9 protein-coding genes and 2 rRNA genes (1 of these 11 running past the window's edge) are annotated in these 13,393 nt (G+C 41.4%); 3 read left to right on the forward strand and 8 right to left on the reverse strand.

Features of this window, described 5'->3' with window-relative positions:
* From NSTC745_RS21630 to NSTC745_RS21645, 4 genes are all read right to left on the reverse strand, one after another.
* Positions 1 to 534 (reverse strand): 23S ribosomal RNA (locus NSTC745_RS21630); it reaches 2,292 nt to the left of the window's first position.
* Positions 535 to 801: 267 nt separating this feature from the next.
* Positions 802 to 2,290: ribosomal RNA gene (locus NSTC745_RS21635) — 16S ribosomal RNA — on the reverse strand.
* Together the 16S and 23S rRNA genes form the textbook arrangement of a ribosomal RNA operon.
* 333 nt (positions 2,291 to 2,623) lie before the next feature.
* A complete protein-coding gene (trpC, locus tag NSTC745_RS21640) occupies positions 2,624 to 3,511 on the reverse strand; it encodes an indole-3-glycerol phosphate synthase TrpC (RefSeq protein WP_445632782.1) in 888 nt (295 codons plus the stop codon).
* 98 nt (positions 3,512 to 3,609) lie between these two features.
* On the reverse strand, positions 3,610 to 3,885 hold the full coding sequence (locus tag NSTC745_RS21645) for a HetP family heterocyst commitment protein (protein WP_445632783.1): 276 nt from the start codon (positions 3,883 to 3,885) through the stop codon (positions 3,610 to 3,612).
* Between the two features lie 1,546 nt (positions 3,886 to 5,431).
* On the opposite strand from NSTC745_RS21645, the gene NSTC745_RS21650 reads away from it, so the two are divergent.
* Complete coding sequence (locus NSTC745_RS21650; RefSeq protein WP_445632784.1) at positions 5,432 to 6,301, forward strand: response regulator; 870 nt, start codon at positions 5,432 to 5,434, stop codon at positions 6,299 to 6,301.
* A 14-nt stretch (positions 6,302 to 6,315) separates the two neighbouring features.
* On the opposite strand, the gene NSTC745_RS21655 is transcribed toward NSTC745_RS21650, so the two are convergent.
* From NSTC745_RS21655 to NSTC745_RS21670, 4 genes are all read right to left on the reverse strand, one after another.
* Positions 6,316 to 6,645, reverse strand: a complete 330-nt coding sequence (locus NSTC745_RS21655) for a DUF3082 domain-containing protein (protein ID WP_445632785.1) — start codon at positions 6,643 to 6,645, stop codon at positions 6,316 to 6,318.
* A 140-nt stretch (positions 6,646 to 6,785) separates the two neighbouring features.
* Positions 6,786 to 7,739, reverse strand: coding sequence for a 4-(cytidine 5'-diphospho)-2-C-methyl-D-erythritol kinase (gene ispE, locus NSTC745_RS21660; protein WP_445638654.1), 954 nt, complete (start codon positions 7,737 to 7,739; stop codon positions 6,786 to 6,788).
* A 49-nt stretch (positions 7,740 to 7,788) separates the two neighbouring features.
* Entirely contained in the window at positions 7,789 to 8,658 is an 870-nt protein-coding gene (gene rsmA, locus NSTC745_RS21665; protein WP_445632786.1) for a 16S rRNA (adenine(1518)-N(6)/adenine(1519)-N(6))-dimethyltransferase RsmA, read from the reverse strand.
* Positions 8,659 to 8,883: 225 nt separating this feature from the next.
* Positions 8,884 to 10,014 (reverse strand): ABC transporter ATP-binding protein, encoded by a 1,131-nt coding sequence (locus NSTC745_RS21670; RefSeq protein ID WP_445632787.1) that lies wholly within the window; start codon positions 10,012 to 10,014, stop codon positions 8,884 to 8,886.
* Positions 10,015 to 10,214: 200 nt separating this feature from the next.
* On the opposite strand from NSTC745_RS21670, the gene mrdA reads away from it, so the two are divergent.
* Both mrdA and NSTC745_RS21680 read left to right on the forward strand, forming a co-directional pair.
* Positions 10,215 to 12,068: a penicillin-binding protein 2 gene (mrdA, locus tag NSTC745_RS21675; RefSeq protein ID WP_445632788.1), complete on the forward strand. Its 1,854-nt coding sequence runs from the start codon at positions 10,215 to 10,217 to the stop codon at positions 12,066 to 12,068.
* Between the two features lie 213 nt (positions 12,069 to 12,281).
* Positions 12,282 to 13,319: a serine hydrolase domain-containing protein gene (locus tag NSTC745_RS21680; RefSeq protein WP_445632789.1), complete on the forward strand. Its 1,038-nt coding sequence runs from the start codon at positions 12,282 to 12,284 to the stop codon at positions 13,317 to 13,319.
* Positions 13,320 to 13,393: the final 74 nt, after the last annotated feature.

Genomic DNA, 13,393 nt, shown 5'->3' on the forward strand with positions numbered 1-13,393 from the left:
TTCATGTTCTATTTCACTCCCCTTCCGGGGTTCTTTTCACCTTTCCCTCGCGGTACTGGTTCGCTATCGGTCACACAGTAGTATTTAGCCTTACGAGATGGTCCTCGCTGATTCACATGGGATTCCTCGTGCCCCATGCTACTCGGGATTCAGCTACTATCCTTCTACTTTCGACTACAGGACTTTCACCTTCTTTGGTGCAGTATTTAGCTGCTTCGTCTAGCTTAGGGATTCGATATCGCTGTCCCACTACCCCAAAAGGTAAACCCTTTGGTTTAGGCTTTTCCCCGTTCGCTCACCACTACTTAGGGAATCTCTGTTTGATTTCTCTTCCTCCAGCTACTAAGATGTTTCAATTCGCTGGGTTGGCTCTTGACTGCCTATATATTCAGCAGCTAGTATTTAGGGTTGCCCCATTCGGATATCTCCGGCTCAATGTTTGCTTCCAACTCCCCGGAGCATTTCGTCGGTAACCACGTCCTTCTTCGCCTCTGTGTGCCTAGGTATCCACCGTCAGCTCTTATTAGCTTGACCACTATCTTTGCAAACACTTACAATCACAATTTATGTCTGTGTCTGCCTGCTTCGCATTCCTATGCAGTTTTCAAGGTTCTGGCTGAGATTTTACCCAGCAGTCTGGCAAAATGCCTTGTTGCTGAATTTTTCTGGCTTTTAACTTAACATTTACTGAACCACTAATACTTTGAAAGCTATTTACCAATCTCGACCGACCTAGGAATGACCATCTTTATATCTATTAACTGTGTGTCCTCGATATCAAAGTTGGGTAGGTCTCCCTATAAAGGAGGTGATCCAGCCACACCTTCCGGTACGGCTACCTTGTTACGACTTCACCCCAGTCACCAGCACTGCCTTAGGCATCCTCCCCCACGAATGGTTGGAGTAATGACTTCGGGCGTTGCCAGCTTCCATGGTGTGACGGGCGGTGTGTACAAGGCCCGGGAACGAATTCACTGCAGTATGCTGACCTGCAATTACTAGCGATTCCTCCTTCACGAAGGCGAGTTGCAGCCTTCGATCTGAACTGAGCCACGGTTTATGGGATTAGCTTGCTATCGCTAGCTTGCTGCCCTCTGTCCGTAGCATTGTAGTACGTGTGTAGCCCAAGGCGTAAGGGGCATGCTGACTTGACGTCATCCCCACCTTCCTCCGGTTTGTCACCGGCAGTCTCTCTAGAGTGCCCAACTTAATGCTGGCAACTAAAAACGAGGGTTGCGCTCGTTGCGGGACTTAACCCAACATCTCACGACACGAGCTGACGACAGCCATGCACCACCTGTGTTCGCGCTCCCGAAGGCACTCCCGCCTTTCAGCAGGATTCGCGACATGTCAAGCCTTGGTAAGGTTCTTCGCGTTGCATCGAATTAAACCACATACTCCACCGCTTGTGCGGGCCCCCGTCAATTCCTTTGAGTTTCACACTTGCGTGCGTACTCCCCAGGCGGGATACTTAACGCGTTAGCTACGGCACGGCTCGGGTCGATACAAGCCACGCCTAGTATCCATCGTTTACAGCTAGGACTACTGGGGTATCTAATCCCATTCGCTCCCCTAGCTTTCGTCCCTCAGTGTCAGTTGCGGCCTAGCAGAGCGCCTTCGCCACCGGTGTTCTTCCTGATCTCTACGCATTTCACCGCTACACCAGGAATTCCCTCTGCCCCGAACGCACTCTAGCCGTGTAGTTTCCACTGCCTTTACGAAGTTGAGCTTCGCTCTTTGACAGCAGACTTACACAGCCACCTGCGGACGCTTTACGCCCAATCATTCCGGATAACGCTTGCATCCTCCGTATTACCGCGGCTGCTGGCACGGAGTTAGCCGATGCTGATTCCTCAGGTACCGTCATTGTGTTCTTCCCTGAGAAAAGAGGTTTACAACCCAAGAGCCTTCCTCCCTCACGCGGTATTGCTCCGTCAGGCTTTCGCCCATTGCGGAAAATTCCCCACTGCTGCCTCCCGTAGGAGTCTGGGCCGTGTCTCAGTCCCAGTGTGGCTGGTCATCCTCTCAGACCAGCTACCGATCGTCGCCTAGGTAGGCTCTTACCCCACCTACTAGCTAATCGGACGCGAGCTCATCTTCAGGCAGCAAGCCTTTCACCTTCCGGCACATCCGGTATTAGCCACCGTTTCCAGTGGTTGTCCCAGACCTGAAGCTAGATTCTCACGCGTTACTCACCCGTCCGCCACTAACTCCGAAGAGTTCGTTCGACTTGCATGTGTTAAGCATACCGCCAGCGTTCATCCTGAGCCAGGATCAAACTCTCCGTTTTGTTGTGTTTCGAGTTTGATATCCGAAAAAGATGTAATCTTATCTCGGAATCCTAGTTATAATTTTCGATTATCTTTAATTTGGTGTTGCCAAATCAGATTCTCTTGACGAGGATTGGTTATTTCTTAAGCTTTCAAAGTATTGCGTTTTTACGGTTCAGGTGTTTTCGGCGTTCTCTCTCGCCTTCACACTTATCTAGAGTAACTAGTCTATTAGGGATTGTCAAGGGGTAAAGGAAAATTTTTTCTAAATTGGTCAAATCCATTGAGCAGTGCTGCTTCCAACTCCATGAGTTGACCAAAAGGAAGATGATATTCTTCAATCACTTTCAAAACTATCTTTCCTTTGTTGCCTTCTTGAGAAGGTTGTTGTGGGTGGAAAGATTTACTTGCAGGAGGTTACGCACTGCCTGTTGTACATCGTCTTGTTTAACTAAAGTGTCTCCAAGTAGAACAGCATGTGTACCAGCTTCAGCAACAAAGGATAAGTCAGCGGATGTATATAAGGCAGACTCACTGACAATATTAATGCCCAAGCTTTGGATCTGCGATCGCCTAGCTGCCAGCAATTGCCCAGTTATATCGATATCAACGCTAAAATCTTCTAGACTTTGATTGTTGATTCCTATTAAGCGCACATCATCAAGTTTTAGCACCCGATCCAGTTCTGCCAAGGTATGTACTTCTACCAAAGCATTCATACCTAGATAGTGAATCACTCGCAAAAAGTTTTGAAGTTGCCGATCGGACAGAATCGCTGCAATCAGTAGTATGGCATCTGCGCCTGCTGCTCGTGCTAAATAAATTTGGCATGGATCTAAAATAAAATCTTTACAAAGTAGAGGTAATGCTACTCTATGGCGGATGGTGCGTAAAGCTTCAAAGCTCCCATGAAAGAATTTGCGATCGGTGGCTACAGAGATGCAAGTTGCACCACCACGCTCATAAGCTTTGGCGATCGCTACTGGGTCTAAGTCTGGTTTGATTATTCCATGAATTAGAGATGCTTTCTTCACCTCTGCAATGATGGAAGGTCGGTAATGACTTTGTTGTAAAGCAGTAAGGAAATCTCGTACCGTTGGTGCAGCAGTTAACTGACGTTGCAATGAAGCTAAAGACATTTCCTGCTGAATTTGTGCAACTTCATACTTTTTCTGCCACACGATCTCTTTTAGGGTAGGTTGCAGTAGCTGAGTATTAGGAATAGTAAATGGGTAAGTCATATGTTAATGATGACCAAAAAGTATGAATTAGAAAATGTAAGGCTAACTTTACATGTTTTTCTCAAGAAGCGCGTGCAACAAGGCTATTTTTTAATTTTTCAGAGTTGAAGCCAGGTGGACTTAAGGTTTAAACTTTCAACATCGCTATTAGTTTGGCTAGATTTTGAACTTTCAACTAAACAGTTATTTTTAAGCAGTCGAATGTAGGTGCGATAAGGTATGTAATCTATCGGATTGTAACCAGAAAAACGTAGGATTAAAACACATGCCCAAGAGTATTTACCTGCGATAATTGCTTTGATTATTTGTTCGATTTGTTCGTTATTAATTTTTTTGCCCATTTGTATTTGATAATCAGTCATATTTTGATTCATAAAATACGCTCGCTTGACACTATAGTAACTACTATTTATTTCACGCACAGATTTTTTATATTATTGCTGAATTCGATATAGTATTTTTTTAAGTCAATTAATAACTTATTTTTATGTAATTCCATAATTACTAAATACTGTTAGGCTTAACTTACCTAGCTAATTCATGGTTAATTTTCTATGAAAAACAATTGATGTCCAATTTTGACGAGGAATATTATCTTGATTAAAATTTGGTTAGCAGGCTCTTGATATGAAAAATTAAGGACAGCATAAGACAACCAATTATAAATAAAATTAGATTTCCAAATTTATATTAAAAATAAGGGCGGGTATAACCGACAGAATAAATATCTAGTTTAACCCGCTCTTACAGATGAACCGTATTGCAGAAGCAGCTTCTTCATATAAGCTTACTCAATGTTTGGCAAACTAGTATATGAACAATTTTTTGATAGATGCGTCTATTTTTTTGTTTTTAGAATCTAATTTATTTTCCTTAGGATAACTAACTTAGACTTAGGAAAGACACAATGGCTCTTATCAAGTTTTATGTCTTGATGGGACATGCATCATAGGATTTGTCTGTTTTGGAATCAGACCTTTTAGAAGGCGCAAACATCCTTTAATTGCAAGAAAGATCTATATACCATATATTTGCTTAATATTTTCTATTTCTTTTGGATGATTTTTGAGAAGACAAGCACAAAAATTAGCAAAAAAATGTATACCCTGTGACAGATGACGAAGTTTATTATTATGTAGTTTAATCCCTTAATGGACAAATTAATGAAAATTATTTTAATAATAATTGAACTTGTGTGTTAAGCGAAATAGATCTAGGATATGGAACTTAGAATAATTTATATTATTGATTAATAACTTTTTTGACTTGTCAATATTATTTTAGGCTCTAGTATTATATCTGGTTAAAAATACAAAATTACTAAACTGTCTAATTATTATATTTTTTATGTAGAATAAAAATCAAGTATTTTTTATTTAATAGATAGGGAAAACTTATTGTTGTAAATAAAATTAAGTATAAATATATATCATTAAATATTAATGTAAGACTCGATAGTTGAATTTTGACATAAATAAAATATAATATTTATTTATGTCTTAGAAAATTACCAAAAATATCTTTACATTACCATTATAAAAAAATCATAATTTATTGTTAAAATCAAAATTAAAATCATAACTTATCTCTGATTCTTTGTAATGGATTTTATTTTTGACTAAGGAATAGCAAGATTAGAATTTTAGAAAGCTGTGATTGGCAACTCATTAATGGGTATAGTGCCGACTTTGCTGATTAACTAACTAGATATATGAATTCTGGCGGGTACAGGTGAGTTTAATTTAGCTTTCCATTACTACTACAGCCAGAAATTGAATTGAAATTTACTGGTTCCTTGATGCAGTTTTCTTAGTTATTAATTAATAACTATGTTCGGATTAGGACTCATAGGTTTTTAAAGAAAAGTCGGTACAAAGTTCGCTCATCATTTCCTGCCACAAAAATCCTATTGATGGAAAAATGATACACGAATCATCGAAAAAAATTCTTGTTATTGAAGATGATGCCGTTACCCGGAATGTCTTCTTAGAGGTTCTTGAGGCTGAAGGTTTTAATACTATAGGTGCTGAAAATGGCCTAGCTGGTATACAGCAAGCACAAGAGCATTTACCCGACTTGGTAATTTGTGATATTCAAATGCCGGATATGGATGGTTACAATGTTTTGACTAGACTCCGGCAGCATCCTGACACGGGTATTATTCCTTTCATTTTTTTGACTGGTAGTAATACTCAAGCAGATCTTCGTAAAGGTATGGAGTTGGGAGCAGATGATTATCTGACTAAGCCTTCTACTATAGAGGATTTGCTCAGAGCGATCGCTGTCCGATTTGAAAAGCAAGCTTTATTAAAGTACTGGTACACCAATAACTATCATCAACTTAGCCGATCGCTAGCTTCATCAACTAACTCTGAGTCTATTTTTCCATCTATTCCTCAATTACAGCCAGTTTTCGACTTCATAGAAGATAATTATCACCAAGGAATTACTTTGTCTGATGTAGCTGTTGCTGTTGGTTATTCACCTGCTTACTTAACCAACCGGGTAGCAAAACAAACAGGAGAGACTGTAAACGCTTGGATTGTCAAGCGTCGGATGGCTGCTGCACGTCCATTACTCCAAAATACCGATCGGACAATTGAGCAGATTGCTATTACAGTAGGCTATCAAAACACATGTCATTTTTCTCGCCAGTTTCGTCAACACCACGGTCTTTCTCCAAAAACTTGGAGAAAACAGCAACAACTTCTTGAATCTTCTAAAAATGGGAAGCTGCAATTAATCAAAAACCGCGGTTCGTTGGAAAAACTTGTATCTTTAGGTTGTTGATTAAAAACAACTTATTAGCTTTCGCTACTTTTTGGTTTGGTTAACTGCTGTATTAATAATTGCACTGCCAAAGCTAACAAACCAATTGCTACTATCCCGAATATACCGCTTCCTAAAGCAACTATACCAACAACCAAAGTGCGAACAGCAGAGGTAATTTTTATTACCAATGGGTTAATTGAATGGACGGGTTTGGCAGCAAAATTTGTGGCGATCGCAATCATTAGCGAATACATTGCAAATGCCATTCCTCCAGAAATTAGAGCACCAATTATGGAGCGTAAAGGACTCGCTGTTACCTCTGCTTGAGCATCTGTTTTTGGGGTTAGATTTTGGTCACTCATACAATTTTAGATTTTAGATTTAGATTTTGGATTTTGGATTTTGGATTGGGCATTGGGCATTGGTGAAAAGAAAGATCGCTCCTTTTGCCTTTTCCCTTTCCCCAAGGCGTTGCCATCTCCCCACTCGCTAATCGTCATTTTTAAACCGAAGATAGTACCTGAATACCGTGTGTAATTGTCCGAGCCACGAACAATTCTAAGTCTTCATCAGAAATTGCTTCCCTGATATGCAGCTTAACTTGTTCTGCTTGGTGTTCGGACTCAAAAAGAGCAAATACTGTTGGCCCGGAACCAGACATCATTGTCCCCAAAACGCCTTCTTGATTTGCAAAGACTTCTCTGAGTTGCAACACTTGGGGATAGGCTGGTAATACTACGCGTTCTAAATCATTGTGCAGCTTTTGGGCTATTTTTCCTGCGTCTCGCTCAAAGATGGCTTTTACTATTTCTCGTGAGTGGACTGCGTTAGCACGCGCTACTAAGTCGTTGCTATCTCTGATATAAGAATTACCAAATTCCTGACGATAGGTTTTGTAAGCCCAAGCAGTGGAAACTTCTAAGCTGCGGTATTTTGCCAATACTATATATATGTTATCCAAACTTGGTAATGGAGAAAGTTGCTCGCCTCTACCTGTGGCGATCGCTGTTCCACCTGATACACAAAATGGCACATCTGAACCGAGTGTCGCTCCCAATTCTTCTAATTCTGACTGAGTTAATCCCAATTTCCAGAGTAAATCTATTCCTACCAAGACAGCCGCAGCATTTGTGGAACCTCCAGCTAACCCAGCAGCTACAGGAATTTGCTTGTTGATGTTAATCTCTAAACCCCTATATTTAGCAAAAGCTTCAGGAAATTGCGTTGCCATCAGTTCTGCTGCTTTGTACGCTAGATTACTTTTATCTGTTGGTACTTGTGGGTGGTTGCAGTGGACGCGAATGCTGTCATTGTTTGCAGATAAGACATCAATGCGGTCTGCTAGGGAAATACTTTGGAGTATCATTGCTAACTCGTGATAGCCATCAGGGCGATCGCCAATGATTTCCAAATACAAATTGATTTTAGCAGGGGCAATTAAACTGTAGGAATGCATTGTTGGGGAATGGGGAATGGGGAATGGGGAGTGGGGCATGGGGCATTGGTTATAAATAATTCTGCTGTATTCCTTGCTCCGTACAGGCCTGATTAATCGCGTCTGTACCGACTCCTAATTCATTTGCCAGAGTTACCCATTGCTGAACGCTGAGGTCTTCGGCTCTGGCTTGGGGATTTATTTCTAATTGTTCCAGTAATTGGGTTAAGCGATCGCGTTCTACAGCTGATTGCAAATTATTTCGTAACATTTTGCGCTTGGCAGCAAATCCCAACTTTACCAAATTCTCTAACCGCTTGGGATCGAGTGCTGGTATCTCTATTTTTCTGGGACGCAATCGCACAACTGCTGAATCGACTTTTGGCGGTGGATGGAATGCGGCGGCTGGGACTGTACAAATTAACTCACACTCAGCTAAATATTGTACCCGCACGCTCAACGCCCCGAAGGCTTTTGACCCTGGTTGGGCGTACAATCTTTCTGCTACTTCTTTTTGTACTAGCAACACTATCGATTCAAATGGTTCGGCGTTAGGATTAGCAATGGTACCGAGTAGTTTCTCAATAATTGGGCCGGTAATATTGTAGGGGATATTGGCTACTACTTTATTTTGCTTTTGGAAATTAGGAAATGCTACCAAGTGAGATGGTAAATCTAAGGTGAGAAAATCTCCTTGTAGCAGTAAAAAATTTTCTCTTTTGCCTAGTTGCTTTGCCAATAGTTCGCATAAGTCGCGGTCTATTTCAACTGCAAGTAGAGATTGTACCAAAGGTAGTAAACGACGAGTGAGAATACCCGTTCCGGGGCCGATTTCCAGAATGCGATCGCTTTCTTTACACTCTGCTGCTTTAATAATTGCGTCGAGTGCTTTTTCACTTTTAAGCCAATGCTGAGCAAAGACCTTGCGCGGTCGGATCATTGATATTTCTTACCTGGTATAGTTTTCAGCTTTTTCGGAGAGATGTGTTTGTTAGTTTTTTCTCAAGAACAATTCAGTAAACAGTAAGCTTGCATAAAATTATTAACCGAATTAACCAAATTAAATCGGAATTAACAGAAATACGATCGACAAAGTTTAAAGGTTATGAAATTTATCAGAATCTGTATCTTAGCTTTTTTGCCGTCCCTGAGGAAGAAAGGACAACTAATTACTTAATAATGCTAAACAATCGGTTTCTGCCCACCAAGCATAAATTGGCGTATCGCGGTCTGGTAAACTACCAAAAGTATTAGGTTGTAATGCATTAATTTTGACGCCATTCGTTAATTCCACAATGTAATTAACGTGTGTACCCAAATACATAACATTAACTAACCGACCTTCAAAACAGTTTGTTGGTAAATTCGGTGGATAAAGTGAAAGCTGGATTTTTTCTGGGCGTACACTTACAACTACAGGCTGTGATAATTCAGTTGGCGTATCTTCAGCACGAGAGATGATAATTGAGAGTCCTGTTTTTGTCAAAATTTGCACATCACCGGAGTTGACGGCAAGGATTTCACCGCTAAATAAATTAGTATCGCCAATAAAATCAGCCACAAAAGAGGTTTGGGGACGTTCGTAAATTTGGCTGGGAGTACCAATTTGCTCTATTTTGCCTTGATTCATCACGGCAATGCGATCGCTCAAGGAAAGTGCTTCTTCTTGGTCGTGTGTTACCATCACAAAGGTCAAACCCAAGTCTTTATGTAAATTCGATAACTCAACTTGCATTTCCTTACGTAATTTTAAATCCAACGCCCCTAAAGGTTCATCTAATAGGACGACAGCGGGACGGTTGACTAAGGCCCTTGCCAAAGCAACGCGTTGCTGTTGACCGCCAGAAAGTTGATTGGGAAAACGCGATCGCAAACTTTCCATTTTCACCAGTTTTAAGGCTTCTTGGACTCTACTTTCAATTACTGCTTTACGTAATTTTTTTAACCGCAGTCCGAAGGCGATGTTATCCCAGACATTCAAGTGGTTAAATAAAGCGTAACTTTGAAATACAGTATTGACTGGTCGGCGGTAAGGGGGCACATTAGTCATAGATTGGCCCTGAATCAACACTTTACCAGTGTCAGCTATTTCAAAGCCAGCAATTAAGCGCAGTGTTGTTGTCTTTCCACAACCGGAGGGGCCTAAAATACTAAAAAATTCCCCTTGTTTAACTTCCAAGTCAATTCCGTGTACTGCTGGTTCTCGATCGAAAAACTTGAACACATTACGCAGTTCAACGTCAAGTGGATGAAAACCTGCGATCCCCCTCTGATTCTGCATCACAGTTTGAGCCATAATCCTTAGTAGAATGCCGTGATTTTACCTGATTTGGTCAATTTATCTACTCTATTGGGCAGACTAGATTTGACACTTTGGTTTATTGTATCCGCCAAAAAGAATATGTTCATAAATATACCCGGCTAATTCTCTAGCACCCAGTAGTGCTTATCGTAAATATTTACAGTTAATCTTAATTTTGAAATACTCTTTGTCTTATGACCTTATTAAAACCATCTCCATTTGGTGGCAAAAAAAATACGCGCACAGTTGGACGCGGTGCTCAGCCGATATTTTTCATTGTATTTACTGTGTTGATGGTGGCGGGAATCGGTACTCGTTTAGCATACTTGCAAATTGTTGAAGGAGCGAATCACCGCAAACGAGCAGAAGCGAATCGGATTCGCACGATCCCCAAACAACCGGAGCGAGGCAATATTTTTGACCGCAACGGCAAACTCTTAGCTAGTACTCGCTATCCGCGCTCTGTATATTTGTGGCCGATGGCACACACTAAACCTTCGTGGTCGGTTGTGGCTCCACGTCTATCTCAAGTTCTCGACGTTTCCCAAGAAGAGATGGAAAAGAAATTAGAAGAAGCTGGTGCTAACTCTTCTTCGCTAATTCGGATTGCTCGTGACTTGAACGAAGCACAAATTACGGCATTAAAAGAGTATGAAAGCGAACTTAAAGACGTAGAAATTTCCACAGAAGCAGTTCGCTATTACCCACACGGCAAGGAATTAGCACACGTATTAGGTTATACAAGAGAATTAACTCCCGAACAGTTAAAGGAAAAGAAACAGGAAGGCTATAGATTGGGTGATGTCATCGGTCAAATGGGAGTTGAAAAAGCTTATGAGAAAATGCTGCGGGGTGAATGGGGAGGTCAACAGGTAGAAGTAGATGGTGCTGGTAGGCCGCTGCGAGTTTTGGGTGAGAAAGAAGCCAAAGCTGGTAATGATTTGCACTTAACTATAGATTTAGATGTGCAAAAGGCAGCAGAAAAAGCTTTGGGCAATCGCAATGGAGCGATCGTGGCGCTCGACCCGAATAATGGTGCTATTTTAGCAATGGTATCTTATCCGACCTTTGACCCAAATATTTTTTCTAAACAAAAACTTTCCCAGAAAGATTGGGAAAGCGTGCAAGGTAAAAACCATCCTTTAGTAAATCGTGCTCTGAGCGCCTTTCCACCCGCCAGTACGTATAAAATTATTACTACGACAGCTGGGTTGGAATCGGGTAAATTTTCTCCTGACTCAATATTACAAACCTATGGTTCCCTGACCATTGGTGGGGTCACTTTTGGCGAGTGGAACCACGCTGGATTTGGGCCATTAGGATTTCCCAGAGCAATGGCTATGAGTAGTGATACTTTCTTTTATCAAGTTGGCAGAAAAGTCGGCGGGCCAAGTTTAATCGAATGGAGTCGCAAATACGGGTTTGGTCAAAAAACTGGCATTGAGTTTGTCAACGAAGAATCAAAAGGCTTGGTTCCAGATGAAATATGGAAGCAGAAAGTTATGAAAGCACCTTGGACTATAGGTGACACCATTAATATGTCAATTGGTCAAGGCGCTTTGCAAGTGACACCGCTACAATCAGCAATTATGTTTTCTGTCCCTGCTAATGGTGGGTATCGAGTTCAACCGCATTTACTCAAAGACAACGAAGAAGCAAAAAGTTGGCGAGAGTCTTTAAATATGAAGTCGGAAACTATCAAAGTTCTCCGCGACGGACTGCGAAAGGTTGTGAGTGAGGGTACAGGTAAGCGCTTAGATGTGCCCACAATTGCCCCAGCTTCTGGAAAGAGTGGCACCGCTGAAGCTGGTGTTGGTCGCCCAAATCATACTTGGTTTGGTGCTTATGCTCCCACTAATAAGCCGGAAATTGTGGTTGTAGCGTTTGGTGAAAACTCCGGCGATCATGGCGGTACAGTTTGCGGGCCAATGGCTTTACAAGTACTGGAAGCTTATTTTCAGCATAAATATCCTGGTAAGTACCAAAAACCTCAGTCCGAAGCATCAGAAGCCAAAACTCAGAATTCTGGACATAGTACTGGAGACTAAAGAAGAAAGGGAAAGGGGAAAGGGGAAAGGAAACCCCTGCCCTTAAAAGCTATCGATTATAAACATCTTTCTTAACTCAAAAGTTGACACAAGTAAGGAGTTATGTAGTAGAGGAGTCAAACTTAGGCAGATAAGGACAGGAAAGAAAAATCCAAAGTACATTTTGATTTTGAAATAATTTTCTGTGCCTATTACCATACAAAATTCAGGTCAATGGTAATTGACGACTATATTCGAGCCACAATGATTAAAAACCAGATTCCAGGACTTTCTGTTGCGGTAGTGCAGGAAGGCGAACCTGTTTTAGTTAAGGGTTATGGACTGGCGAATGTTGAACATTCTGTTGCGGCGACTGAACACACAGTTTATGAAATTGCGTCTGTCGGTAAAACGTTCACCGCTCTTGTCGCGATGATGTTAGTAGAAGAAGGAGTAATTTCATTAGACGAACCCATAACAAATTATCTCGATCGCCCGCCTTTAGCCTGGCAAAGCGTCAAAATTAAACATATTCTTTCTCATCAGTCTGGAATTCCCAGTTATACAGATGCTCCAAACTACTGGGAACTTACCCGCCTTGATTTATCGAAATCGGAAATTTTGGCTTTAGTTGCTGACCTACCCCTGAAGTTTCAACCAGGTGAGTTTAGTGCTTATGACAACACAGGCTACTATTTGCTGGGTTTGATGCTAGAGAAGGTAACTGGAAAATCCTATGGAGATTTATTGCGCGATCGCATTTTTGCTCCTTTGGGAATGAATGCAAGTTTGATGAACGATCCCAAAGAGATTGTGCCAAACCGGGCAGCTGGCTATCGCTTGCTAAATAACAAACTCGTTAATAAACCTTATTACAGTCCCTCAGTCACTTATTCTGCTGGAGGCCAACTCTCAAGTGTGGCAGATATGGTGAAGTGGGAACAAGCACTTTTTCGTGGAACTTTGCTTAAGCAATCAACCCTCGATTTCATGTGGACTGCTAATTTTCCCAATCAAGGCGATGATTGGGACAAATTGGGATATGTTGCAGGTTTAGGTTGGTGGGTATTGAATTATGGCGATCGCCGAGTAGTTGGTCACAATGGTTCAATTTTAGGATTCGCCAGTAATATTACTCGTTTTATTGATGACAAAATTACCGTAATTTTATTTTGCAATTTAGATACAATTTCCCGACCAGATGCGATCGCTAAAGAAATCGCCGGCTATTACTGTCCAGCACTCAGGGAACTAGTGCTTCAGCCTCCATAAGGCTAAAGGTTAAGAAAAAGCCAAGAAACCTGAAATAAAAGTAAATTTCCGCACTTGAGGATAAAAAAAACGCT

It is taken from the genome of Nostoc sp. DSM 114161 (assembly GCF_052692665.1).

Coding starts and splice junctions, on each gene's coding strand:
- trpC (WP_445632782.1), bottom strand. CDS start 3,511: ATGACTTACCCATTTACTATTCCTAATACTCAGCTACTGCAACCTACC.
- NSTC745_RS21645 (WP_445632783.1), bottom strand. CDS start 3,885: ATGAATCAAAATATGACTGATTATCAAATACAAATGGGCAAAAAAATT.
- NSTC745_RS21650 (WP_445632784.1), top strand. CDS start 5,432: ATGATACACGAATCATCGAAAAAAATTCTTGTTATTGAAGATGATGCC.
- NSTC745_RS21655 (WP_445632785.1), bottom strand. CDS start 6,645: ATGAGTGACCAAAATCTAACCCCAAAAACAGATGCTCAAGCAGAGGTA.
- ispE (WP_445638654.1), bottom strand. CDS start 7,739: ATGCATTCCTACAGTTTAATTGCCCCTGCTAAAATCAATTTGTATTTG.
- rsmA (WP_445632786.1), bottom strand. CDS start 8,658: ATGATCCGACCGCGCAAGGTCTTTGCTCAGCATTGGCTTAAAAGTGAA.
- NSTC745_RS21670 (WP_445632787.1), bottom strand. CDS start 10,014: ATGGCTCAAACTGTGATGCAGAATCAGAGGGGGATCGCAGGTTTTCAT.
- mrdA (WP_445632788.1), top strand. CDS start 10,215: ATGACCTTATTAAAACCATCTCCATTTGGTGGCAAAAAAAATACGCGC.
- NSTC745_RS21680 (WP_445632789.1), top strand. CDS start 12,282: ATGGTAATTGACGACTATATTCGAGCCACAATGATTAAAAACCAGATT.